21 protein-coding genes and 1 pseudogene are annotated in these 23,332 nt (G+C 70.0%); 14 read left to right on the forward strand and 8 right to left on the reverse strand.

Annotated elements, in window-relative coordinates:
• Positions 1 to 205: 205 nt before the first annotated feature.
• Both NRB56_RS39320 and NRB56_RS27195 read left to right on the forward strand, forming a co-directional pair.
• On the forward strand, positions 206 to 1,093 hold the full coding sequence (locus NRB56_RS39320; RefSeq protein WP_319943594.1) for an Abi-alpha family protein: 888 nt from the start codon (positions 206 to 208) through the stop codon (positions 1,091 to 1,093).
• Between the two features lie 113 nt (positions 1,094 to 1,206).
• Positions 1,207 to 1,716 (forward strand): nuclear transport factor 2 family protein, encoded by a 510-nt coding sequence (locus NRB56_RS27195; RefSeq protein WP_153347064.1) that lies wholly within the window; start codon positions 1,207 to 1,209, stop codon positions 1,714 to 1,716.
• Here NRB56_RS27195 and NRB56_RS27200 read toward each other — a convergent pair.
• Positions 1,713 to 3,335, reverse strand: a complete 1,623-nt coding sequence (locus NRB56_RS27200) for a peptide chain release factor 3 (RefSeq protein ID WP_319943649.1) — start codon at positions 3,333 to 3,335, stop codon at positions 1,713 to 1,715. The genes NRB56_RS27195 and NRB56_RS27200 overlap by 4 nt on opposite strands.
• Before the next feature lie 101 nt (positions 3,336 to 3,436).
• Positions 3,437 to 3,691: pseudogene (locus NRB56_RS40255) on the reverse strand (plastocyanin/azurin family copper-binding protein); the annotation flags it as partial.
• 1,265 nt (positions 3,692 to 4,956) lie between these two features.
• Here NRB56_RS40255 and NRB56_RS27210 point away from each other — a divergent pair.
• From NRB56_RS27210 to tsaD, 7 genes are all read left to right on the forward strand, one after another.
• On the forward strand, positions 4,957 to 6,387 hold the full coding sequence (locus NRB56_RS27210) for an NAD(P)H-hydrate dehydratase (protein WP_319943650.1): 1,431 nt from the start codon (positions 4,957 to 4,959) through the stop codon (positions 6,385 to 6,387).
• 395 nt (positions 6,388 to 6,782) lie between these two features.
• A complete protein-coding gene (gene alr, locus NRB56_RS27215; protein ID WP_319943595.1) occupies positions 6,783 to 7,937 on the forward strand; it encodes an alanine racemase in 1,155 nt (384 codons plus the stop codon).
• Complete coding sequence (locus NRB56_RS27220) at positions 7,934 to 9,025, forward strand: alpha/beta fold hydrolase (protein ID WP_153347070.1); 1,092 nt, start codon at positions 7,934 to 7,936, stop codon at positions 9,023 to 9,025. Before alr ends, NRB56_RS27220 begins: the two co-directional genes overlap by 4 nt.
• A complete protein-coding gene (tsaE, locus tag NRB56_RS27225) occupies positions 9,018 to 9,464 on the forward strand; it encodes a tRNA (adenosine(37)-N6)-threonylcarbamoyltransferase complex ATPase subunit type 1 TsaE (protein ID WP_319943596.1) in 447 nt (148 codons plus the stop codon). Before NRB56_RS27220 ends, tsaE begins: the two co-directional genes overlap by 8 nt.
• A 64-nt stretch (positions 9,465 to 9,528) precedes the next feature.
• The gene (gene tsaB, locus NRB56_RS27230) at positions 9,529 to 10,245 is read left to right on the forward strand and encodes a tRNA (adenosine(37)-N6)-threonylcarbamoyltransferase complex dimerization subunit type 1 TsaB (protein ID WP_153347072.1); all 717 of its coding nucleotides are present in this window, start codon (positions 9,529 to 9,531) and stop codon (positions 10,243 to 10,245) included.
• A complete protein-coding gene (gene rimI / locus NRB56_RS27235) occupies positions 10,242 to 10,760 on the forward strand; it encodes a ribosomal protein S18-alanine N-acetyltransferase (protein ID WP_153347074.1) in 519 nt (172 codons plus the stop codon). The genes tsaB and rimI overlap by 4 nt, the downstream gene beginning before the upstream one ends.
• Positions 10,757 to 11,788, forward strand: a complete 1,032-nt coding sequence (tsaD, locus tag NRB56_RS27240; protein ID WP_153347076.1) for a tRNA (adenosine(37)-N6)-threonylcarbamoyltransferase complex transferase subunit TsaD — start codon at positions 10,757 to 10,759, stop codon at positions 11,786 to 11,788. Before rimI ends, tsaD begins: the two co-directional genes overlap by 4 nt.
• Positions 11,789 to 11,804: 16 nt before the next feature.
• Here tsaD and NRB56_RS27245 read toward each other — a convergent pair whose 3' ends face one another.
• Both NRB56_RS27245 and NRB56_RS27250 read right to left on the reverse strand, forming a co-directional pair.
• Positions 11,805 to 13,007 (reverse strand): Dyp-type peroxidase, encoded by a 1,203-nt coding sequence (locus tag NRB56_RS27245; RefSeq protein ID WP_319943597.1) that lies wholly within the window; start codon positions 13,005 to 13,007, stop codon positions 11,805 to 11,807.
• A gap of 444 nt (positions 13,008 to 13,451) precedes the next feature.
• A complete protein-coding gene (locus NRB56_RS27250) occupies positions 13,452 to 14,912 on the reverse strand; it encodes an Hsp70 family protein (protein ID WP_153347079.1) in 1,461 nt (486 codons plus the stop codon).
• Between the two features lie 526 nt (positions 14,913 to 15,438).
• Here NRB56_RS27250 and groES point away from each other — a divergent pair.
• Positions 15,439 to 15,741 (forward strand): co-chaperone GroES, encoded by a 303-nt coding sequence (groES, locus tag NRB56_RS27255; RefSeq protein ID WP_019932901.1) that lies wholly within the window; start codon positions 15,439 to 15,441, stop codon positions 15,739 to 15,741.
• Positions 15,742 to 15,885: 144 nt separating this feature from the next.
• Positions 15,886 to 17,493 (forward strand): chaperonin GroEL, encoded by a 1,608-nt coding sequence (gene groL, locus NRB56_RS27260; protein ID WP_153347081.1) that lies wholly within the window; start codon positions 15,886 to 15,888, stop codon positions 17,491 to 17,493.
• Positions 17,494 to 17,704: 211 nt separating this feature from the next.
• On the opposite strand, the gene NRB56_RS27265 is transcribed toward groL, so the two are convergent.
• The 3 genes from NRB56_RS27265 to NRB56_RS27275 form a co-directional block, all read right to left on the reverse strand.
• Positions 17,705 to 17,968, reverse strand: coding sequence for an RskA family anti-sigma factor (locus tag NRB56_RS27265; RefSeq protein WP_153347083.1), 264 nt, complete (start codon positions 17,966 to 17,968; stop codon positions 17,705 to 17,707).
• Between the two features lies 1 nt (position 17,969).
• Positions 17,970 to 18,560 (reverse strand): sigma-70 family RNA polymerase sigma factor, encoded by a 591-nt coding sequence (locus NRB56_RS27270; protein WP_319943598.1) that lies wholly within the window; start codon positions 18,558 to 18,560, stop codon positions 17,970 to 17,972.
• A 308-nt stretch (positions 18,561 to 18,868) separates the two neighbouring features.
• A complete protein-coding gene (locus NRB56_RS27275) occupies positions 18,869 to 19,162 on the reverse strand; it encodes a WhiB family transcriptional regulator (RefSeq protein WP_026344120.1) in 294 nt (97 codons plus the stop codon).
• Between the two features lie 642 nt (positions 19,163 to 19,804).
• Here NRB56_RS27275 and NRB56_RS27280 point away from each other — a divergent pair.
• From NRB56_RS27280 to NRB56_RS27290, 3 genes are all read left to right on the forward strand, one after another.
• Entirely contained in the window at positions 19,805 to 20,755 is a 951-nt protein-coding gene (locus NRB56_RS27280) for a hypothetical protein (RefSeq protein ID WP_319943599.1), read from the forward strand.
• Positions 20,756 to 20,873: 118 nt separating this feature from the next.
• Positions 20,874 to 21,452, forward strand: a complete 579-nt coding sequence (locus NRB56_RS27285; protein ID WP_153347085.1) for a sigma-70 family RNA polymerase sigma factor — start codon at positions 20,874 to 20,876, stop codon at positions 21,450 to 21,452.
• Positions 21,445 to 22,737, forward strand: a complete 1,293-nt coding sequence (locus NRB56_RS27290) for an anti-sigma-D factor RsdA (protein ID WP_153347087.1) — start codon at positions 21,445 to 21,447, stop codon at positions 22,735 to 22,737. Before NRB56_RS27285 ends, NRB56_RS27290 begins: the two co-directional genes overlap by 8 nt.
• A gap of 142 nt (positions 22,738 to 22,879) precedes the next feature.
• Here NRB56_RS27290 and NRB56_RS27295 read toward each other — a convergent pair whose 3' ends face one another.
• Complete coding sequence (locus NRB56_RS27295) at positions 22,880 to 23,293, reverse strand: DUF5319 domain-containing protein (RefSeq protein ID WP_019932909.1); 414 nt, start codon at positions 23,291 to 23,293, stop codon at positions 22,880 to 22,882.
• Positions 23,294 to 23,332: the final 39 nt, after the last annotated feature.

A 23,332-nucleotide genomic window follows, 5' to 3' on the forward strand; every position in this document is an offset into this window, starting at 1 on the left:
CCGGGAAGCTGGACCTTACTGTGAACCGGGCCGATAGGTCCACTTCCGCCCTGTCGTCGTGTGGCGCCGGGTGGGATGGGAGACTTCGGTCACACCGGACCGGCGCAACACGATCCCGAACATCCGGTGGGGAAGAATGGCCGGTGATTCCAGGCCGAATGTGGGTAGGCGTATTGGTTCATCTGGTGACAGTCGGAGAGGATCAGTGACAGACGACAGGACCGGACGGGAAATGGTCCGCCCCGGTTCCCGTGCCGTGGAACGCAGTTCGGACGTCGAGCAGCGGCAGATCAGCAACGAGGCCCGGCTGATCCGGGGCGCGTTCCGGGCCGCGGGGCTCGCGGTCGGTACCGCCGTGCGGGGTGGGCAGTGGACCGTCGGCACCACCGTCGAGGTCACCAAGCAGCTCACCCAGGCGGTCATCGACGGCGAGTCGTCCGCAGACCTCGCCGAACGCACCGGCGCCGCACTGCAGTCCATCGCGCGCAGCGTGCTCGGGGTCTCCGAGGGTTCGGTGCGGGAGATCGTCAGTTACGTCCCGTCGAGCAACGGCGGCGGCGGTAGCAGTGGTCAGCAGACCGTCGGCAACGGGTATATCCGCTCCGCCTCACTGGACGACCTGCGCCGCCGCGGCGACGCCTTGCTGGCCCGCTCGGCGGACGTCTACTTCACCGAGGACGTGCACCCCGCCTACGACCGTATCCTCGATCAGATCGCTCCCGACGAGGCACGGATCCTGCGGTTCATGGCGCTCAGCGGCCCGCAGCCGGCCGTGGACGTTCGCACCAACCGGCCCTTGGGAATCGGCTCGGAACTGGTGTCCGGCGATCTGACCTCGGTGCCGGAGCAGGCCGGGGTGCGCTATCCGGATCGGGCCCGGCTGTACCTGATCAACCTGAATCGGCTGGGACTGCTGGTCACCTCGCACGATCCGGTGCTGTTGAGCCGCTACATGGTGCTCGAGGTGCAGCCCGTGGTCGAGGCGGCGCTGAAGAAGGCCGGCCGCGCACCCAAGATCGTGCGAAAAAGTTTGCGGCTGACCGAATTCGGCGACGACTTCTGCAAGACCTGCTTCTCGATCAACGGTTCCTAGCAGCGCGGTCGCGGGCCGACGCTACGGGTCGCGGAGGTTACCGCGGCGGTAGCAGTTCGATACAAATTCGCCGATCGGCGCAGATCCGCGAATTTCGATGGGATTGTGGAGGTATGGACTCCGATGCCGTCGCCGCGATCAGCCGGCTGAAGTTCCGGTATCTGCGGTCCCTCGACACCAAGTCGTGGGACGAGTTCGCGGACACCATGATTCCCGAGGTCACCGCGACCTACAGTGAGTATCTGCAATTCGAGTCGCGTGACGCGTTCATGGCGTTCATGCGAAATACGCTCGGCCCACATGTCGTGACGGAGCACCGCTGCGATCATCCGGAGATCGATATCGACGGCGATACCGCCACGGGCACCTGGTATCTCGCCGACACGGTCCTGATTCCCGGGCACAACATGCTGTTGCACGGGGCCGCGTTCTACACCGACCGCTACGTCCTGTGCGAGGACGGCCGCTGGCGGATCGCGCACACCGGCTACGAACGCACCTACGAGGTGGTGCTGTCGCTGTCGGACCTGCCGAGCCTGCGACTGACCTCGAGCCGCTGGGGGCTGCAGGCCCGGGAACCGGGCATGACGATCGACGACGACGCCACCGGCACCATGGGTTAGTCCGCGGTGGCGACCAGGGGCTCCAGCGTCAGCGCCGGCATCTCCTTCTGGATGTACTGCAGCCGCCACTTGTCGCCGAACAGTGCGAGCATCGCGCCGTCGGTGCGGGTGAAGACCTCGACGCCGCGCTGCCGGGCCAGTTCCGGCGCCGAGGTGGCGTCGGTGCGGCGGGCCAGCTGATACGGCAGGAAGTCCAGATGCGTCTCGACGTTGAACTCCGTCAGCATGCGCGCGGTGACCACCTCGAACTGCATGGGACCGACCGCCGCCAGCACCGGTGAGGCGTCGCCGCGGGTGTCGTTGCGCAGCACCTGCACCACGCCCTCGGAGTCCAGCTGATCGATCGCCTTGCGGAACTGCTTGTACTTGTCGGCGGTCCGGGCCCGCAGGGTCGCGAAATGCTCCGGCGCGAAGGACGGGATCGGGGGGAACTCGACCTTCTTGTCCGAGAACAGCGTGTGTCCCGGCGCCAGCGCGGTCGCGTTCACCAGGCCGACGATGTCGCCGGGGTAGGCGGTGTCGACGGTGGTGCGGTCGCGGCCGAACACGGTCAGCGCGTACTTGGTGGCGAACGGCCGCCCGGTCTGCGCGTGCGTGACGACCATGCCGCGCTCGAACTCGCCGGACACGATGCGCATGAACGCCAGCCGGTCCCGGTGCGCGGCGTCCATGCCGGCCTGCACCTTGAACACGACCGCGCTGAACGGATCGGCCGGTACGCGCGGCGTACCCGCGAGATCGGCGCGCGGGCCGGGCGGCGGGGCCAGTTCGATCAGCGTCTCCAGGATCTGGCGCACACCGAAGTTCAGCATCGCCGACGCGTAGATGACCGGGGAGGTCTGGCCGGCGAGGAACAGTTCCTGGTCGTGGTCCTGGCCCGCGGCGGACAGCAATTCGCTCTCCTCCGCGGCGGTGGTCCAGGCCTCGCCCTCCTGGTCGGCGGCCTGTTCGGGGGTGTAGTGCTCCTCGGGGGCGATGGTCGCGCCGCCGGCGGTCCGGGTGAAGTGGATGTATTCGGCGGGGGCGCCCTCGGATTCGGCGGGTCCGCGCCGCAACAGTCCGCGGAAATCGCCCGCGATGCCGACGGGCAGGAACAGTGGCGTCGGGGTGAGGCCGATCCGGTCGAGGATCTCGTCCAGCAGTTCCAGCGGCGCCCGGCCCGGGCGGTCCCACTTGTTGATCACGGTGATGACCGGGATGCCCCGGTCGCGGGCCACCTGGAACAGCTTCAGGGTCTGCGGCTCGAGGCCCTTGGCGGCGTCGATGAGCATGACCGCGGCGTCGACGGCGGTCAGCACCCGGTAGGTGTCCTCGGAGAAGTCGGAGTGGCCGGGGGTGTCGACCAGGTTGATCACGCAGTCGCCGTACTCGAACTGCAGCGCGGTCGAGCTGACCGAGATGCCGCGCGCCTTCTCCATCTCCATCCAGTCGGAGACGGTGGACTTGCGGCCCGCTTTGCCGTGGATCGCGCCGGCCTCGGAGATGACCTTGGCGTGCAGTGCCAGCGCCTCGGTGAGCGTGGATTTACCGGCGTCCGGATGGGAGATCACCGCGAACGTGCGCCTGCGGGCGACTTCCTCGGCCAGCTTTCCCCCGGACGCACCGGCGCGGGCCTCGATACCGGCAGACGGGGAATTCACGGACGGCTCCTGGAGTGCGCGGGTACAGGCAACAGCCGGTCCAGGGTACTCGACGGGTTTTGCCGGGGCGCTGTCCGGGCTTATTGGACGGTGACGGTGCCGCGCATGTCGGGGTGTAGCGGGCAGAGGTAGCGGTAGGTGCCTGCGACCGGGAAGGTGTAGCTCCATTCGCCCTTGGTGAAGATCGGGCTGTTGATGCCCATGGCGGCGTCGCCGATGCCTTGTACGGCGTGCGGGACTCGGTCGGCGAACTTCCAGGTCACGGTGTCGCCGGTTTTTACTGTGAGGGTGGCGGGGGAGAACTTCATGTCCTTCACGTCCACGGTGAGCGTCGACGTGTGCGCTGGGGGTGATCCGGGTGGTGGGCTGCTCGGTGCTGGTGAGCCTGCTGGCGGGGTGGTGGACGGTGTGGATGTTGTTGTTCCCGTATCGCATGCGCTGGTTGTGAGGGCTATGGCTGTGAGGGCCACGGCGAGGCCGCCTCGCACCGACGCTCGAGGGGAACCGATCTGCATGGGCGTCAGCGTAGTGGGAGGTGTTTTTGGGCTCGGCTTTGGTTGGGTGGTTCGGGGGATGGTTTTCTGGGCTGTATTGGGGCGTGGGTGCGGGAGCGCGGCGGGTTGCGGCTTGGTGTTGGGCCTGCTTGGGGGTGACGGGCTGTGTTTTTGGCCTCCGCTTCGCTCCGGCGGGTTCGCGGCCCTGCGGGCCCGATCCTTCCCTCCTCCGGCTCCTCCGCTTCGCTCCCCCGCCTCCGTCAGTCCAGGATCGGGCCGGGCCGCGAACAGGAGGGCTACGCCTGCGTATCGGTGACCGAAACCCAGGATGGGGGTTACGGCTGCGGAACGGTGACCGGGGGCGACCGGGAGGCTTACGCCTGTGTTTTGGTGACCCGGTCCGGGGTGGCCGGAGGATTGTGCCCGCAGAGCGGTCCCAGGGTCAGGTGAGCGGGGCGTCGTGCCCTCACCTGTGCCTGCGGGTCGGTGGGCGGTCGGGGTGGGCGGGGCGCGCCTGCGCCTGCGGATTGGTGACTGATTCGGGTAAGTGGAGGGTTACGCCTGCGCTTGGGGGTGGGTGCGGATTTGGTGTTGGACCTGCTTGTTGGTGACATCACCCTTGACCAGCCTTCATTCCACAGCCCTACGTACCCCGCTCCCTGTGGCCCGGTCACCGTTCCGCAGCCGGTACGTCCCCCGTTCCCGTGGCCCGGTTACCATTTCCGCAGCCGTCCGTACCCCACTCCCCTCGGACGCGGTCACCGTTCCGCAGCCGTAACCCGCACCGTGGGTGTCGGTCACTGATACGCAGGGGTAGCGCTCCTGTTCGCGGCCCGGTCCGATCCTGGACTGACGGAGGCGGGGGAGCGAAGCGGAGGAGCCGGAGGAGGGAAGGATCGGGCCCGCAGGGCCGCGAACCCGCCGGAGCGAAGCGGAGGCCAAAAACACAGCGAGGAGGGAAGGATCGGGCCCGCAGGGCCGCGAACCCGCCGGAGCGAAGCGGAGGCCAAAAACACAGCGAGGAGGGAAGGATCGGGCCCGCAGGGCCGCGAACCCGCCGCAGCGAAGCGGAGGCCAAAAACACAGCTAGGAGAGCGATGACACTGGTGCGTGGCTATTTCACCGTCGACGAGGTGCGGGGCGCGGAGGCGGAGCTGTTCACTCGGGTCGCGGACGGGGTGCCGATGCGGCGGGCCGCGTACGGGCTGGCCGAGGTGGTCGCGGCGGAATTGCGGGAGCGGACCGGGGGAGTGGCCGGACGGTCGGTGACGCTGCTGGTCGGTTCGGGTGACAACGGCGGCGATGCGCTGTTCGCCGGATCGATGTTGCGGCGGCGGGGGGTCGCGGTGTCGGCAATACTGTTGTCGCCGGAGCGGGCGCATGCGAAAGGGCTTGCGGCGCTTCGGCGTAGCGGCGGTCGGGTGCGAACCGATCTGGGCACGCCGGATCTGGTGGTGGACGGGATCGTCGGTATCTCCGGACGCGGGCCGTTGCGTCCTCGGGCTGCGGAACTTGTTGCGGCGGTGGAGGTTCCGATCGTCGCGGCGGATCTGCCGAGCGGTGTCGACCCGAATACCGGGGCGGTGGACGGTCCGGCGGTTCGCGCGGACGTCACCGTCACCTTCGGCGCTCGCAAACCTGTGCACGCGCTGGCCGCGCCCTGGTGCGGGCGGATCGAACTGGTCCCGATCGGGCTGCGGTTGCCGGAGCCGTCGCTGGTGGCGTTGGACCCCGCCGGGGTCGGTGCGGACTGGCCGGTTCCCGGAGCCCATGACGACAAATACACCCAGGGTGTGGTCGGCATCTGCGCCGGCAGCGCCGCGTATCCGGGTGCGGCGGTGTTGTGCACCGGCGGCGCGGTGGCGGCGACCTCGGGCATGGTCCGCTACATCGGAACCGGTTCGGCGCAGGTGCTGGAACACGCGCCGGAGATCGTCGCCGCTGAGACCGTCGCGACGTCCGGGCGGGTGCAGGCGTGGGTCTACGGGCCCGGCGCGGGCACCGACTCCGCCGCGCGGGACCGCCTCGCCGAGGTCCTCGCCACCGACCTGCCGGTCCTTGTCGATGCCGACGGCCTCACTCTGCTTGCCGCCGAACCTCGACTGGTCACCGGTCGGCGGGCCCCGACCGTGCTCACCCCGCACGCCGGTGAATTCGCCCGTCTGACCGGCCACGAACCCGGACCGGACCGGGTCGCCGCCGTCCGTGCCCTCGCCGACGAGTGGCAGCTCACCGTTCTGCTCAAGGGGCGCGCCACCCTCGTGGCGTCCCCGGGCCACCCGGTGCTGGTCAACGAGGCGGGCGGCTCGTGGGCCGCTACCGCCGGTGCCGGTGACGTCCTGTCCGGTGTGCTCGGCGCCCTTCTCGCCGCCGGTCGCGAACCGGCCTGGGCGGCCGCGGCCGCCGCCCGTGTCCACGCACTCGCCGCCAACCTGGCCGCCCACGCCCACGACGGCGGCGCACCGATCTCGGCCACCCCCTTGCTCCACCACATCCGGCCCGCGATCGCCACTCTCCGCGCCCAGACCGGCGCCTGAACCCCGCGTCGAGAGACCAGGGCGCTGCCCGCGCCGGAAGGGGTCGGCGGTGCGTCGCCGTCGCTTCGACGTGCCGGGCGCTGCCCCCGGCGACGCCGGCACGCGGTTGGCGGGCGCAGCCCGGTGGCCGTGGCGGGCAGGATCTGTTCCCTGGGGGCGGTCGGTAACCCACCCGTCGCGGGGCGGCGGTCCCGCTGCCGGTTCGCTGTCACATCGCGCCGCTCGGCGGGTACCCCGGTCACGTGGAAGCTGACAGAACCTGCCTGACGGGCCGGGCCGCACGACCGGATCGGGTCGGTCGAGAGCTCGTGGAAGGCTGCGGTGGGGCGACGCGTTACCCGGAGCATTTCGAGGTGTCCGACGGGTTGCGGCGGGTCCCTGGCAGGATCGGTGTGGTGAGCACTCCCGATCCACAGGTGGAGATCGTCGTCGACCTGGACGCCATCGCGCACAATGTGCGGGTGTTGAGCGCGCACGCCGGTGATGCCGCCGTGATGGTGGTCGTGAAGGCCGACGGTTACAACCACGGTGCGTTGCGGGTGGCGGAGACGGCGCTGGCGGCGGGTGCGGCGGCGCTGGGGGTCACCACGGTCGCCGAGGCGCTGCTGCTGCGGGAGGGTGGCATCACCGCGCCGATTCTGTGCTGGCTGAACACCTCGGACAGCGACTACGCGGCGGCCGTGGCCGCCGACATCGAGATCGGTATCTCCTCGGTGGCGCATCTCGACGGGGTGGCTCGGGCCGCGCGGGCGGTCGGCCGTCCGGCGGTCGTGACCGTCAAGGTCGACACCGGGCTGAACCGCAACGGTGTGCCGGCCGCGGAACTGCCCCGGGTGTTCGCGTCGCTGAGCGAGCTGGTCGCGGCGGGAATTATCCGGTTCCGGGCGGTGTTCTCGCACCTCGCGCACGCCGACGAGCCTCGGCATCCGATGCTGGACACCCAGCGGGAGCGGTTCGTGGAGGCGCTCGCGCTGGCGAAGGAATATGGGTTACAGCCCGAGTTGGCGCATCTGTCGAATTCGGCGGCCACGCTGACCCGCCCGGATCTGGCCTTCGACATGGTGCGGCCCGGTATCGCGGTGTACGGCCAGTCGCCGATTCCGGAGTTCTCCGATTTCGGCCTGCGGCCGGCCATGACGTTCCGGGCCAGGGTCGCGCTGGTCAAACCGGTCGCCCGGGGCGAGGGCGTCTCGTACGGGCACGAATGGGTGGCGCCATGTGACACGACGGTCGCGCTCATCCCGGCTGGTTACGCGGACGGTGTGCCGCGCGCGCTGGGTGGCCGGATCTCGGTCCGGATCGGCGAGTCGGCCTATCCGGCCGTCGGGCGGGTGTGCATGGATCAGCTCGTGGTCGATCTGGGCGACAATGCGGCGGGGGTGGCCGAGGGCGACACCGCGGTGCTGTTCGGCGCCGAGCCCGGCGATCCGCGCGCCCAGCAGTGGGCCGATCTGCTGGGCACGATCAACTACGAGATCGTCTGCGCGCCGCGCGGGCGCGCGGTGCGTCGCTATCGAGGCGGCCGGAACGAGGCGGGGGGTGCGCGATGACCGGGTCGTCGCAGCGGGTATGGACCACGGCGTTGCGCGGCGGCGCGGCGACCGCGGCGGTGCTGGGCGCGCTGGCCGGGGCGCATGCGCTGCGGCGGGTGGGGGCCAGCGTGTGGTGGCCCGCCAACCGTGACGATCTGCGCGACGAGGATTTCCTGTTGCTGGACCGTGACCCCGACGGCACCGTGGTCGCCGAGGACGGTGTGCGGCTGGCCTTCCGGAGCTGTGGTCCGGAGAATGCGCCCGCCACAGCCATTTTCGTGCACGGATTCTGTAACAGCATGGAGTCCTTCCACTTTCAGCGCCGCGATCTCGAAAGACTGTGGGGCCCACAGGTTCGCCTGGTGTTCTACGACCAGCGCGGGCACGGTCGCTCCGGCGCCCCGACCCCGGGCAGTTGTACCGTGCCGCAGATCGGCCGGGATCTGCTCGCGGTGATCGAGCAGGTCGCGCCGGACGGCCCGCTGCTGCTGATCGGGCATTCGATGGGCGGGATGGCGGTGCTGGGCGCGGTCGCGCAGGCGCCCGCGGCGGTGGTCGACCGGGTGCGGGCGGTGGCGCTGCTGTCCACCGCGGCGGCCGAGGTGACCGCGACCGGGGTGGGCCAGCTGCTGCGCAGCCCCGCGCTGGACGGGGTGCGGCTGGCCGCCCACCTCGCCCCCGCGTTGGTTCAGATGGGCCGGACCACCACCCGGCAGTTGCTGCGGCCGTTCCTGCACGTGAGTTCGTTCCACGGGGAGGTCAGCCCGACGCTGTCGCGGTTCACCACCTCGATGATCGACCGGGTGCCGACCGAGACGATGGTGGCCTTCTCCCGGGCCGTCGAGCTGCACGACGAGTCGGCGGCGCTGCCGCGGCTGGCGGCGCTGCCCGGCCTGGTCCTCGCCGGCGCGCACGATCTGGTCATCCCGTTCGGCAACTCCCGCGCGCTGGCCCGGGACCTGCCGAACGCCGACCTGGTCCGGGTGACCGACGCCGCGCACATGGTGCACCTGCAATGCCCGGACCTGGTGAACGGCGCGCTGGATCGGCTCGCGGTGCGCGCGGGCCTGGTCGAGGCGGCGAAGGGCGTGGTCGCCCGTGGCTGACGAGCGCACGTTGCCGACGGTCGCCGACACCGAGGAATTGGGCCGGGAGCTGGCCGCCGACCTGACCGCCGGTGATCTGGTGATCCTGGACGGCCCGCTCGGCGCCGGCAAGACCGCGCTGACCCGGGGCATCGCCGCGGGCCTCGGCGTGCAGGGCCGGGTCAGCTCGCCGACGTTCATCATCGCCCGGCAGCATCGCGCCGGCACCCATCCCGGCGCGGTCGCGCTGGTGCACGTCGACGCCTACCGGCTCGGCGGCGACCTGGACGAACTGGACGCCCTCGACCTGGACACCGACCTGGAGGACGCGGTTGTGGTGATCGAATGGGGTCTCGGAGTCGCCGAACATCTGACCGACCGGCATCTGCGGGTGCGGTTGCACCGGGCCGCGGATTCCGACGTCCGCACCGCCACCTGGGAGTGGGTCGCCGCCGTCTGACGACGTCCGGGCCGGGTGTACGGCCGGTGGGACGCCGATGACGTACCGGTATCGTTGGGCCATCATGCTTGTACTCGCTGTCGACACCGCGACACCCGCCGTGACGGCGGGTCTGGTGGAGCTGACGCACGCTCCGCACGCGGATCGGGAACCGGCGCCGCAGGCGCGCACCCTCGCCTCCCGGGTCACGGTCGACGCGCGTGCGCACAACGAGGTACTGACCCCGCAGATCCTGGACTGCTTCGAGACCGCCCGCGTCGCACGCGCCGATCTGGACGCCGTCGTGGTCGGGATCGGCCCGGGCCCGTTCACCGGCCTGCGCGTCGGCATGGCGACCGCCGCCGCCTTCGGTGACGCGCTCGGCCTGCCGGTGTACGGGGTGTGCAGCCTGGACGCGATCGCGGTCGACGCCTGGCGCGACGTGCGCCCCGCGACCACCGGCGACAGCGCGCCCGAGGCGACCGAACTGCTCGTGGTCACCGATGCGCGCCGCCGTGAGGTGTACTGGGCCCGCTACCGGTCCGGCGGCGTACGCGTCGGGGGCCCGGAGGTGTGCCGTCCCGGTGATCTGGATCCGGGTTCGGCCACGGCGATCGCCGGATCCGCCTCGCACGTCGACTTCTTCGATCTGCCGGTGCTTCCGGTCGAGACTCCCTCCCCGGCCGGGCTGGTCCGCTGCGCCGCGACGCAACTGCTGGATCGCGCCACCCCGGAACCGCTGACCCCGTTGTATCTGCGCCGCCCGGACGCGGTCGAGCGCAACTATCAGGCCGTCCGATGACCAGCGGCCCGGTCGGCGACACCGATGTGCGGATCGAGCCGATGCGCCCGGCCGACATCGACCGCTGTGTGGAACTCGAACAGGCGCTGTTCCCCGAGGACGATCCGTGGCCCGCGGCCGCGTTCCGGTCCGAGCTGAGCGGCCCGTACAACCGTTACGTGGTGGCCCGCGACGGTTCCGGCCGGATGGTCGGGTACGCGGGCATCGCGCTGCTCGGCACGCTGGATCACCCCGAGGCCGAGGTGCACACGATCGGCGTCGATCCGGACTGTCACCGCGGCGGCATCGGAACCCGGCTGCTGCGCGCGCTGCTGGCCGAGGCCGGGCAGCGCGGCGGGCCGGTGTTCCTGGAGGTGCGCACCGACAACACGCCGGCCATCACCCTCTACGAGAAGCACGGTTTCCGCGTCGTCGGCCTGCGCAAGAACTACTACCTGCCCAGCGGCGCCGACGCCTACACGATGCTCCGTCCCGGACCGACCGGCGGGGACCAGCCGAACGAGGTGCTCGCATGATCGTCCTGGGAATCGAGAGCTCCTGCGACGAGACCGGCGTCGGCATCGTCCGCCGGCACGCCGACGGCACCTGCGAACTGCTCGCCGACGAGGTGGCCTCCAGCGTCGACCAGCACGCCCGGTTCGGCGGGGTGGTCCCGGAGATCGCCTCCCGCGCGCATCTGGAGGCGATCGTCCCGGCGATGCGGCGGGCGCTGGCGGCGGCGGGCGTCGAGCGCCCCGATGCCCTGGCGGTCACCATCGGCCCCGGCCTCGCCGGTGCGCTGCTGGTCGGCGTCGCGGCCGCGAAAGCCTATGCGGCGGCGTGGGACATCCCGCTGTACGCGCTGAACCACCTCGGCGGCCACGTCGCCGTCGACACCCTCGAACACGGGCCGATGCCGCCGTGCGTCGCGCTGCTCGTGTCCGGCGGCCACACCCACCTGTTGCAGGTCACGGACCTGGCCGAACCGATCGTCGAGCTCGGCAGCACCGTCGACGACGCGGCCGGTGAGGCGTTCGACAAGGTGGCCCGGCTGCTCGGCCTCGGCTATCCCGGCGGCCCGGCGCTGGACGCGGCCGCGGCACACGGCGATCCGCGCGCGATCGCGTTCCCGCGCGGCATGACCGGCCCCCGCGACCCGCGCTACGACTTCTCCTTCTCCGGACTGAAGACCGCGGTCGCCCGCTACGTGGAGGCCGCCGGCCGCGACGGCACCGAACTGCCGATCCCCGACATCGCCGCGTCCTTCCAGGAATCGGTCGCCGACGTGCTCACCATGAAGGCGATCCGCGCGACCGCCGACCTCGGTATCGACACGCTGGTCCTCGGCGGCGGCGCCACCGCCAACACCCGCATCCGCTCGATGGCCGAGGAGCGCTGCGCGGCGGCGGGTGTGCGGCTGCGCGTCCCGAAACCCCGCCTGTGCACCGACAACGGCGTCATGATCGCCACGCTCGGCGCCCACGTCATCGCGGGCGGCGCGAAACCCTCGGCCCTGACCGTGGCCACCGAACCCGGCCTCGCGGTCTCCACCAGCCAGCGGTAGCCACCGGCCGCACCGCTCAGGTGACCAGCGCACGCCCGTAGAAATCGGATTCGTCGCGCACGCCGGGCGGTACGAAGAAATAGCCGCCACCGAACGGCCGGATGTAGGAAGTGAGCGGCTCGTCCGCCAGCCGTCGCTGGATCGCCTCGAACTGCCGCCGCGGATCACGTTGGTAGCACACGAAGACCAGGCCCTGATCGAGATCGCCTTCCTCGTCCACACCGTGGTCGTAGTTGAAGGCGCGCCGCAGGATCCGGTTGTCCACGGTGTCCGGGGTGCGCGGATTGGCCCGCCGGATGTGGCAGTTCAGCGGGGTGTACACCCCCTCGGGATCCTCGGTGTAGTCCGGTTCGTCGCTCTCCCGAGCGCCGTCGAGCGGAGCGCCGGTGTCCCGGTCGCGGCCGAGAATACGTTCCTGTCCGCCGCGCTCGAGGCGATCCCAGGACTCCACCAGCATGCGGATCAACCGGATCACCAGATAGCTGCCGCCGGTGGTCCACGCCGGTCCCGGATCCTCGCCGGTCCAGATCAGCCGATCGAACTCGGCCCTGGTCGGATTGCCGCTGCCGTCCTTGAACCCCAGCAGATTGCGCGGGCTCCCGTCCGGCCGCGGCGGGTTGACGAATCCGTCGATCCGCCAGCGCGGCCGCATCCCTCCGCGAGTGGCACGCCCGAGGTCACGCAGCGCGTGCACACAGGTGTCGAGGTCCGCCGCGTTCAACTGCACACTCAGATCGCCGTGACACCAGGCCGGTTGCAGCCGGTCGTTCGGGAAGACCGGCATCGGCGCCAGCGCGGCCGGTCGCCGGCCGGCCAGCCCGAATCGCTCGAACAGCGACGCACCGAAGCCCACCGTGACGGTCGGCATCGAGCGGCACGGATCCGGGCCCAGCACTCCGTCGTCGGGCGCCGGCGCGGCGACATCGACCGGCGCCGCCGCCCCGGTGAGCCGCCGCGCCCGATCGGTGAGCGCCCGCAGCAGATCCACCAGTTCACCCACCGTCCGGACGGTGACGTCGTAAGCGGTGAAGACGGTCTGACTCCCCGGAGCCGGGGCCTGCTCGATACCGGCCTGGTGCATGCCGTGGAACGGCTGCGCCGGCGCGGCCACCACCGCCGGGCCCGGAATGGCCGCGGACGCGGTGGTCACCGCACCCCCCACCCCCGCGGCCACCGCGCCGCGCAGAAAGGCCCTGCGATCGAAGGAGAAGTTCACCACAGCGCCTCCCGTCGGAGGTCGCGGACGGCGGCGGAGGCCGAGCGCACGGTTATCCGATCCGGCGCCCGCAGGTGCCGCTGCGGAACCGGCCGGGTCGGCCGCGTGCGGGTCGCCACAGCACGGTCGCCGCGGTTCGTGCCGGTACACGGGACGCGCTCACCGGATCGCGGATCATGGCGACTGCGTGAGCCTTTCAGGACACCGGCAGCCGGCCTGCCCGCCGCGATGCACACACGATCACGGGCCGTGAGACCGAGGGCCGCGACGGCTGTCGATACGGCCGGCATCCAACGCACTAGCCGTGGAACGCCCATTACCAGCCCAGCGTAGGACGACCTGATGGGCCGGGACCGCGTGGCGATCATTTGTATGGCGAATTTTGACTTCGATGTGAGGCGTGAGCCGAATATCGTCCGACTCGATACCGTCCGCGACCGGTCGGCGCTAGCCGTGCCGGTGCAGCAGCAGATCGAAGCCGCTGGAGTCGAGGCGGGCCGACGCCGGCATCGAGGCGTGTTCCGGGTCGGGTTCCGAGTCCGGGTCCTGCGACGGGGTGGTCGGCTCGGGCAGCAGACGGGAGCGCGACGGTTCGACCGTGCCGCCCAGCAGGGGGCCGAGCAGGCGCGGGAGGTCCGGCAGGGGGATGGGCGGCAGGTTCGGGTCGGGACGCAGCTGCGGGCTGCCGGACGGTTGCCCGGCGTAGGTGGTCGGAACCGGATTGACGGGTACCGCGGTGCCGCTGCGCCGGTCGGGTTCGCGGGACTGGCCGATGCTGGTGGCAGAGGGGAGGGCGGAGCCGCCCGTGGTGGTGGGCAACTGGGCGGTGTTGCTGGTATTGGCGGGGGTGACGTCGTGGTTGGTCGGGACCAGCTCCTTCACTCCGTACCCGACGACCAGGCCGACCACCACGACCGCGCCCGCCAGGGTGCCGATCAGCTTGGTGAAGGTGGCCGCGGGGGCGTCGATGCCCGATCCGGCGGCCGCGTGGTCCGGCTGCATGTCGTCGGCGACCAGCGCGGCGCCCTTGGCGATCACGGCCTCCGGCTCGGGCAGGGTCGAGACCGGTACGTCGAGCAGCCGGTTCAGCCCGGAGACGAGTGCGGGAATGTTGGCGCCGCCGCCGATCACGATGACCGACTCGGGCCACTTCGGCGCGCGGGAGAACACGCCACCGGCGAATCCGGCCGCCTCGCGCAGCAGATCGGCCACCAGCTCCTCGAAATCGGCGCGGGTGAGCTTCAGCGGCTGCCCGGCCACATGGTCGATGGTGACCGCGGGCGCGATGGACAGATGCTCCTTGGCCGCGCGGCTGCGGTTGATCAGCATCGCGCGGTTGGGCCGGGTGCCCCGGCGCAGGAAGTGGCAGTCCAGCAGATGCCGGTAGATCAGCTCGTCGACCGCGTTGCCGCTGACGGTCGTGCTGCGCTCGGTGCGCAGCACGTGCTCGTCGACCAGATCGGCGACCGTGATGGTCATGCCGGTGGCGCCGAGATCGATGACGGCGACGGTCCGGTACCGGTCGAGCAGCCCGGTGTGGCGCAGATACGCCAGTGCCGCAGTGCTTTCCGAGATCAACTTCACATCGCGCCGCTGCTTGCCGATGGCCGACCGGATCACCATCTCCTGCTCGCGGTCGCGATAGGCGACGGCGATGGCGCCGGGCGGTTCGGGCGCCTCGGCCGATGCGGCGCCGAAACCGGTGGCGTGCACCGGATACGGGAAGTCGCGCGGTAGCTGGGTGGTCATCAGCTCGATCGACGACGCCACCAGATCACCGAGGTCGGAATGCGCCATATCCGCCGAGACGACGCGGTAGTCGAAGCTCTGCGCGCCGTGCGGCGCGGTCGCGACGAGGGCCGAGCACACGACCTCGTTGCCGGCGGAGATTCCGAGGGATGTTCGCATGTTCACCTCCCTTCGTGCGGATGGTGACGGTGTCGCCGACCATCTCGAACGGACAGCACGGGCTTCTCGCGGGGTCGGCGATGGGCCCGGGCACCGGATCCGGCTGAGCCCTCGTCCGTTCGGGTGTCGGGACCAGCCACGATCACTTGCTTTTGCTCTCGTCTAGGCGTGCAGGGGTGAAGCAGATTGGTGGAGCTGATCGGTCATCACGGCGTGACAACAGGCGTCACACCGACCGTCGTCCATACTGTCACAATCCGTTATCCGAACGTTACAGATTTCTCGAATCAATTGCCGTGTCCCGTGACGAGTTTTCCGGGTAGCACTACCCGCCCTTGAGCGCTGGCACTCTCATGTATAGAGTGCTAGTGGCACTGGATGTGCTCAGATGCCAGCTCGACTACTGGGCAGGGTTCCGGCACCCGCGACGACGGGGCTATGCGCAGGAGTCGACCGTGACCGAAACCGTGAGTCCGGGGAACAGCCCCGGACGACCACATCATCCCCTGAAAGTGGAGGGCTCAACGTGGCGAGCGTGAACATCAAGCCGCTCGAGGACAAGATCCTCGTCCAGGCCGGTGAGGCCGAGACGACGACCGCCTCCGGCCTGGTCATTCCCGACACGGCGAAGGAGAAGCCCCAGGAGGGCACCGTCGTCGCCGTCGGCCCCGGTCGCTGGGACGAAGCCGGCGCCAAGCGGATCCCGGTGGACGTCCAGGAGGGCGACACCGTCATCTACAGCAAGTACGGCGGCACCGAGATCAAGTACAACGGCGAGGAGTACCTGATCCTGTCGGCGCGCGACATCCTGGCCGTCGTCAACAAGTGACCGGCCGGTCGTGACAAGCCGCTGCCCCGATGACCGCAGACGAGCGGGCATCGGGGCAGCGGTCTTTCGGCGCAGACGTCTTCCGGCCGCCGGGCGGCCGATTCCCGATCCAATCTCTTCCGACAGGGACGGACTTTCACACCCATGGCAAAGCAGATCGCGTTCGACGAGCAGGCTCGTCGGGCAATGGAACGCGGCGTCGACAAGCTCGCCGACGCCGTCAAGGTCACGCTCGGCCCGCGCGGCCGGCATGTGGTGCTCGCCAAGGCGTTCGGTGGCCCGGCGGTCACCAACGACGGCGTCACCATCGCCCGTGACATCGACCTCGAGGACCCCTTCGAGAACCTGGGCGCGCAGCTGGTGAAGAGCGTCGCCACCAAGACCAACGACGTGGCCGGCGACGGCACCACCACCGCGACCGTGCTGGCCCAGGCCCTGATCAAGAACGGCCTCAAGAACATCGCGGCCGGCGCCAACCCGATCTCGCTGGGCTCGGGCATGAGCAAGGCCGCCGACGCGGTCTCGCAGGCCCTGCTGGCCGCCGCGCAGCCGGTCTCCGGCGAGAAGGCCATCGCGCAGGTCGCCACCGTGTCCTCGCGCGACGAGGAGATCGGCGAGATGGTCGGCAAGGCGCTGACCACCGTCGGCAAGGACGGCGTGGTCACCGTGGAGGAATCCTCCACGATGCACACCGAACTCGTCGTCACCGAGGGCGTGCAGTTCGACAAGGGCTACCTGTCGTCCTACTTCGTCACCGACCCGGACAAGCAGGAGGCCATCTTCGAGGAGGCCTACGTCCTGCTGCACCGCGAGAAGATCTCCTCGCTGCCGGACTTCCTGCCGCTGCTGGAGAAGATCGCCGAATCGGCCAAGCCGGTGCTGATCATCGCCGAGGACATCGAGGGCGAGGCCCTGTCCACCCTGGTGGTCAACGCGATCCGCAAGACGCTCAAGGTGATCGCGGTGAAGGCGCCGTACTTCGGCGACCGCCGCAAGGCGTTCCTGCAGGACCTGGCCGTCGTCACCGGCGGCACCGTGATCGAGCCCGACCTCGGCATCACGCTGCGCGAGGCGACCCTGGACCAGCTCGGCCAGGTCCGTCGCGTGGTCGTCACCAAGGACACCACCACGCTCGTCGAGGGCGCCGGCACCCCGGCCGACATCGAGGGCCGGATCGCGCAGCTGCGCGCCGAGATCGAGAACACCGATTCCGACTGGGACCGCGAGAAGCTGGAGGAGCGGCTGGCCAAGCTGTCCGGCGGCGTCGCGGTGATCAAGGTCGGCGCGGCCACCGAGACCGCGCTCAAGGAGCGCAAGTACCGCGTCGAGGACGCGGTCAACGCGGCCAAGGCCGCGGTCGAGGAGGGCATCGTGCCCGGCGGCGGCACCGCGCTGGTGCAGGCGGCCGCGAAGCTCGTCGAGCTGCGCGACTCGCTCAGCGGCGACGCGGCCGTGGGTGTCGACGTGGTGCGGCTGGCGCTGCAGGCGCCGCTGTACTGGATCGCCGCCAACGCCGGCGTCGACGGCGCGGTCGTGGTCTCCAAGGTCACCGAGGGCAAGGACGGCTTCAACGCCGCCACCCTGACCTACGGCGACCTGGTCACCGACGGCGTGGTGGATCCGGTGAAGGTCACCCGCTCCGCGGTCCTCAACGCCGTCTCGGTCGCCCGCATGGTGCTCACCACCGAGAGTGCCATCGTCGACAAGCCGGAGGAGCAGCCGGCCGACAGCCACCACGGCCACGCGCACTAGTCACGGCGAACGTGTGGTGACCGGGGCGCTCCGGCGCTGAAGGGCTGCCGGGGCGCCCCGGCGCTGACGGGCCCGGGGCGAACCGGCGCCGGGGATCCGGGCGTCCGGATACCCGGTGACCGAGGCATGCCGATGCCGAGACAGTTCCCGAGACCCGAGGGGCCGGGCACATCAGTGAATGTGCCCGGCCCTCGGTCGTTCTCGTGTGGCGTCAGCGGCCCGGGCCGGCGGGGCCCGGGCCGGAAACGGGTGGGAGCGCGGCGAGCAGCCGGTCTCGCAGGGCCGCCGGTGGCTCGGTGGCCACGGCGGAGGCGATCACGGTCAGAGCTTCCCGGGTGCGTTCCACTTCCCGGGTGAAGGCCGCGCGCAGCACAGGATCCGCGTTGTCGAGTAGTTCCGCCACCGCGCGCCGGTCCTCGTCGCCGATCGACCCGAGCGCTACCGTGTGCGCGAGATCGATCTGGCTTTCGTTCATCTCACGTCACTCCCAAACTCTTCTTCAGTCGTGTCAAACCGTCCCGGATGCGGGATTTGACCGTTGGTAACCCTACGCCCAGATATGTCGCCACCTCGGCATATGTGCGCCCGCCGAAATACGCCAGCGAGATCGCCTCCCGCTGCGTATCGGTCAGCGCCGCCAGTCCCGCCCGCACCGCCTGTTGTTCGAGCCGCCGGCCGACCTCTTCGGTGACCTCGTCGAACTCGTTCCCCAATGTGCTGACGCCGTACGCCACTTCGCGCTGGGCGTGGGCCTGTTCGGCGCGCACCCGATCGACCGCGCGGCGGTGGGCGAGGGTCATCAACCAGGTGACCGCCGAGCCCTTGGCCGGGTCGAAGTTGGCCGCGGTGCGCCAGATCTGGAGGTAGACCTCCTGGGTGGTCTCCTCGGCATAGCCGGGATCGTGTAGGACGCGCAGCACCAGACCGAACACGCGGGCGCAGGTGCGGTCGTACAGCTCGGCGAAGGCCTGCTGATCCGACTGCCCGCAGCGTTCGAGAAGTGCGGCGAGTTCGATGCTTTCGGCTGCGCGTGCCGTGATCGCAGAGTCTTTACCCGGTGTCGCCACCGGTCCGCTCCCGATTGATCCCTGGAACGAGTCGCCCTCTGCGGCCGGCGGCCGCGTTGTCACAACGCTCCGATCTGTGTCATCGGCGACCACCGTAGCGCGGCGCCGGAACCTCCTCTCGGCTGGGGTGTCGGGAAACCACTTGCGTACCAGTGGCTTTCGGACATTCCTCCCAACACGCCGAGGGTGTTCGACAGGAGACACGCCGTGACCCACTGCATCCGGCCGCCGAAGTGGCCGGTTGTTTGCTAGGCATTCGGCGCACCCCGCGTTGCGGATGGCCCGGGGCGAAGAGGAATTTCGCCGCGTTACACGGCCAGGCGGCGGCGGTTGCGGCGGGCGTGCATCTCGCGCTCGGTCTCCGACATCCCACCCCAGATGCCGTAGGGCTCACTGACCTTCAGGGCGTGGCTGCGGCACTGCATCAGCACCGGGCAGGTCCGGCAGATCTCCTTGGCGCGCATCTCGCGCTGGGCACGGGCGCGGCCACGCTCGCCGTCGGGATGGAAGAAGACCGACGAGTCCACGCCACGACAGGAACCGCGCATCTGCCAGTCCCAGACATCCGCGTTCGGACCGGGAAGGTGGGTGGGCATGGGCATGTGAACTCCTTGTGGTGCGAGCTCGTCGGCGTTGTCGAGCGGTGCTTGGTGAAGCAACGGTCTGTCCGGACCCGGGTGTGGCCGGACGAACCGGCGCCGAGATCGGGCTCGGACCGAATCGCCGGGCGCCCCGGCGATCGCAGTTCGCGGGAGCCGCAATTTCGAGCGGCGCCGACGACGGCGATGACGTACGTTATGTCGTGTATCGAAATCCAGTCAATAGTTTCTCCGTTGGCGATCGGAATTCACGAGGCTCCGAGATTTAACCGCTCGGCTATTTACATCCTGGCCCGTGTTGGTGATACTGAACGGTTGTCCAGTCGCTCTCTGAGCTGCGCGATCACTGTGTGCGGTCACAAATCGCCAGGTCGCGCGCAATTTCCCGGTGGTGGGCCGTCGACGGCTTTGGTCATACCATGCCGGTGTGGTATATGACGAACGACACTGTTCGCATTGATCTCGCCCGCGTCAGATGGCCGAATCGAGGCGCGGAGGTTAATTATCCGAAAAGCATTACACTTTCTCGATATCTGTGCTGGACGGTAGCCGGGCAGAGATTTACGCGATCGAAACATGCTGTGAGAATTCTGGGTAGCGGGGTGCCCGCCCGCGTCCCGGCCGACCGCCGATAGGGTGCCGACCGTGCTCCACCTCCACCTCCCCGGCGTCACGCGGCTGCGGCCGGAACGCAGGGTGTTCGCCGAGGCCGCCTTCGGTGCCCGGCCCGGCCTCGCTGCTGCCGAATTGCCCACTCCCGCAGACGCGCTCGAATCCTGGCTGCGCGCGGTGGCGCTCGGCGGCCAGGGCCGCTACGCCGCGGCGCGGGCGGCGGTCGCCGACGTCCACCGCCGGACCGCCGATCCGGTGCTCCGCTCGCTCGCCACCAGCACCGAGGCGTCGCTGTGGCGGCAGTTGGGCTGGCACGTCCGGGCCGCCGGCCTCGACGGCCGCGCGCTGGTTCTGGTGACCGGCCCGCGGGCCGAATTCGCTGAAGATGAATTCCCGGCGGCGGAATACTCCGGCAATGATCTCGCGCACGCCGGCGATTTCCACCGGGACGCGGCCGTGTGCGACGCGTTGACCGGGCTCGCCGCGGATGCGCTCGGCCGCGCCGATCCGATGCTCGCGGACCGGCTGCTGGAACGTTGCCAGGCACCACTACAGCGCCTCGGGACGCGGAGCTGGCGGCCGCGGCTGCGCCGGCACTGGGTCGCCGCCGAGACGGCGCTGTCGTCCCCCCTGGGCGCGGCGGCCGCGCCGGCCGCGCTGCGGCACGCGGAGGCCGCGGTCGACCTCGCCGCCGCGGTCCCCTCGGTACGGCATCGTGTCAAGTCCCGTCTACTTCTCGCCGCCGCGAGCACGGCCTGCGGCGACCTCGACCGGGCACGAGCGCTGGCGGCGGGGGTCACCGCCGAATGCCGGGAGCACGGACTGCTGCCGTTGCGGTGGGCCTGCGCCATGCTGCGTACGGGCCTCGGTGACCCGGCGGACGCGGACGCAGCCGCTACGGAGGCGGCCGACTGCGCTCGGGCGCTTGCCGAACGAGGGGGCGGATTGCGCACTGCCCCTGAGATTCCGGGCTCTCTCCGATGACCCATGATGTCCTCGTGCCGGGGGTTAGCGGCTATTGTTGGGACCGTTCCGCCCGACCGGCGGAAGCACCGGTCGGGATACGGCCGTGCCACTTGTAACGCCAGGAATCTCTCTGACGATGACGCACACGGGCGAGGAGTTGGACGGCGCCGTCGCTGCTGCAGCGCAGGGCGATCGTTCCGCTTTAGCCCAGGTACTACAGACCATCCGCCCGCTCGTGGTGCGTTACTGCCGCGCGCGGATCGGGTCTGCGGAGCGTGGGCAGCTCTCCGCGGACGACGTCGCGCAGGAGGTATGTCTGGCCGTGATGACCGCCCTGCCCCGATATCAGGACCAGGGGCGGCCGTTCATGGCCTTCGTATACGGAATCGCTTCGCACAAGGTCGCCGACGCCCATCGGAACGCCGCCCGTAACAGGTCGGACTCGATGGCCGAAGTACCTGATGTCATATCCACCGACCACGGGCCGGAACAACGGGCTCTCGAATCGGAGACGAGCCGGCAGATGAACAATCTGCTGGCCACGCTCCCCGAGAAACATCGAGAGATCCTGATCCTGCGTTTGGTCATGGGTTTGTCGGCAGAGGAAACCGCTGTCGCCGTGGGCAGTACGGCGGGAGCTATACGAGTGGCCCAACATCGGGCGCTCGCGAAACTGAAGTCACAAGTGGCGAGGGCAGGTGAAATGTATGGCTAGGGATGGCGAGCGCGGTCGGGGCGACTGGAAGGCGCGGCGCGGATCGCGAAACAGCGGTCCCTATGCCGATTCGGCCGGCGATCCGGAATCCGGTGGGACCGGTCCGGTGGATATCGCGGCCGTGCGCCGCGACGACGCTCTGATCACCGCGATCGCCGGCGACGGCACCGTCGCGACCGAGAGCCCCGAGGAGTATCAACTCGCGGCCCTGCTCGCCAATTGGCGAGCGGAGATCGTCGAGTCGCCGATGCCGGCCGGACCGGATCTGGACACCATCTTCGCGGCGGTGAATCAGGAGATCGGCGCCCGGCACACCAGAGTCGGCGGCGCCCGGCGCGGCAATCTGCGCCTGGTCCGGCCGCTGCTGGGTGCGGCGGCGGCGGTCGCGGTGATCGCCGGTGGCACGACCGCGTTCTCCTACAGCGCGCAGCCCGGTGATCCGTTGTGGCGGGTGAAGGAGGTGGTGTTCAGCGAACAGGCGCAGACCACCATCGCCCAGCACGCCGACGAGGATCTGACCAAGGCGCAGGATCTGCTCGCGCAGAACCGGCCCGAGCAGGCCAAGGCGCTGCTGCAGAGCGCGTCGAGCACGGCCACCCAGGTCAACGACGACGGGCGCAAGTCGGATCTGCTGGAGAAGTACAACCAGCTGCTGGCCAAACTGCAGGAGCAGGCGCCGAACATCGCCGCCGGCCTGACCCCGGTGATACCGCCGCGGCAGACCGTGCCCGGTTCGCAGGAGCCGACCTCGGCCAACGAGAAGCCGGTCACTCCGGGCGGTTCCGGGCGGCCCAGCGTCGACCCGCGGTTCGCGCCGCAGTCGCCCGGTGGCGGCTCGGAGACCTCCGGCGGTCACGGCGGATCGGGACATTCCGATTCCCCGGGCCCGGGCGGCAATCCCGGCGGGTCGGTCTTCCCGCCGGATCACACCACCGTGGTCAGCCCGCCGAGCGAGCCCTCCTCGCCGTCGGGCAGCCACGATCCGGGGCACGAGACCGGTGGCGGGCACGAGTCGGGCGGTAGTGGCGGCACCGAGACCGGGGGCGGCACTCCGGCCGGGCCGAGTACCGCCCCCGGCGAGGCGCCCGTGCCGGACAAGCCGGGAAGCATCGGAGGCGGCACCGGCAGTACGCCGGGCGAGAACAGCCCCGCACCGAACACGCCGGTGAAGCCGGTCGCGCCCTCCGGCGAGGATTCGCATCTGCATCCGACGATGCCGCCGATCGCGCCGACCACCGTCCAGTTGCCGCCGATCGGCGGCGCCGGACTGGGCACGATCAAATAGCGTCGTCATCCGGAACGACCCGTACACAACGACGCGTACACAACGAAAACGGCCGCGAATTCTCGCGGCCGTTTTCAATTTTCGTGCCCCTCGGTATTTTTCGGGTCGTACTTTTCCCGGACCGATTCGGTGACCGTCGCGCTCAGGCGTCGAATCCGTCGAAACCGTCGCCGTGCAGCGCCTCGTTCATCGAGGCATCGGCGTAGCCGCGGCAGTAGTCCCACGTGACGTACGCCTCGGGTGTGGGATCGTAGGCGGGCTCGTGCGGGCGGACCGTGCCGTCGACCAGCAGTTGAAGCAGGTTGGCGCGCAGCATGTCCCAGTCGTGGTAGTGGTCCTGCCGGCAGTCCTCGCAGCTGACCACGAGTCCGCGGATACCCCGATGCGCCAGCAGCGCCTCGTATACGGCGAGATCGGCGAGATCCTCTTCGACCGCTAGGCGCTCATGAGGATCCAGCGGCTCCCCCGGCTCGATGGCATCGAGCGCGGCCGACGGGTCGGAGGGATCTCCGGCGAATGGATCCGGCGGCAGGCCAGGTGGTAGATGGTCACGCACAATCCCACGGTACGCAGAACAGGGGGTGGTGCGCCAGCG

The sequence above is a fragment of the Nocardia aurantia genome, from assembly GCF_009604425.1.
GTDB classification, from domain to species: Bacteria; Actinomycetota; Actinomycetes; order Mycobacteriales; family Mycobacteriaceae; genus Nocardia; species Nocardia aurantia.

Coding starts and splice junctions, on each gene's coding strand:
- rimI (WP_153347074.1), top strand. CDS start 10,242: ATGACCAGCGGCCCGGTCGGCGACACCGATGTGCGGATCGAGCCGATG.
- NRB56_RS27250 (WP_153347079.1), bottom strand. CDS start 14,912: ATGCGAACATCCCTCGGAATCTCCGCCGGCAACGAGGTCGTGTGCTCG.
- NRB56_RS27195 (WP_153347064.1), top strand. CDS start 1,207: ATGGACTCCGATGCCGTCGCCGCGATCAGCCGGCTGAAGTTCCGGTAT.
- NRB56_RS27220 (WP_153347070.1), top strand. CDS start 7,934: ATGACCGGGTCGTCGCAGCGGGTATGGACCACGGCGTTGCGCGGCGGC.
- NRB56_RS27285 (WP_153347085.1), top strand. CDS start 20,874: ATGACGCACACGGGCGAGGAGTTGGACGGCGCCGTCGCTGCTGCAGCG.
- NRB56_RS27290 (WP_153347087.1), top strand. CDS start 21,445: ATGGCTAGGGATGGCGAGCGCGGTCGGGGCGACTGGAAGGCGCGGCGC.
- groL (WP_153347081.1), top strand. CDS start 15,886: ATGGCAAAGCAGATCGCGTTCGACGAGCAGGCTCGTCGGGCAATGGAA.
- tsaB (WP_153347072.1), top strand. CDS start 9,529: ATGCTTGTACTCGCTGTCGACACCGCGACACCCGCCGTGACGGCGGGT.
- NRB56_RS27275 (WP_026344120.1), bottom strand. CDS start 19,162: ATGCCCATGCCCACCCACCTTCCCGGTCCGAACGCGGATGTCTGGGAC.
- NRB56_RS27265 (WP_153347083.1), bottom strand. CDS start 17,968: ATGAACGAAAGCCAGATCGATCTCGCGCACACGGTAGCGCTCGGGTCG.
- tsaD (WP_153347076.1), top strand. CDS start 10,757: ATGATCGTCCTGGGAATCGAGAGCTCCTGCGACGAGACCGGCGTCGGC.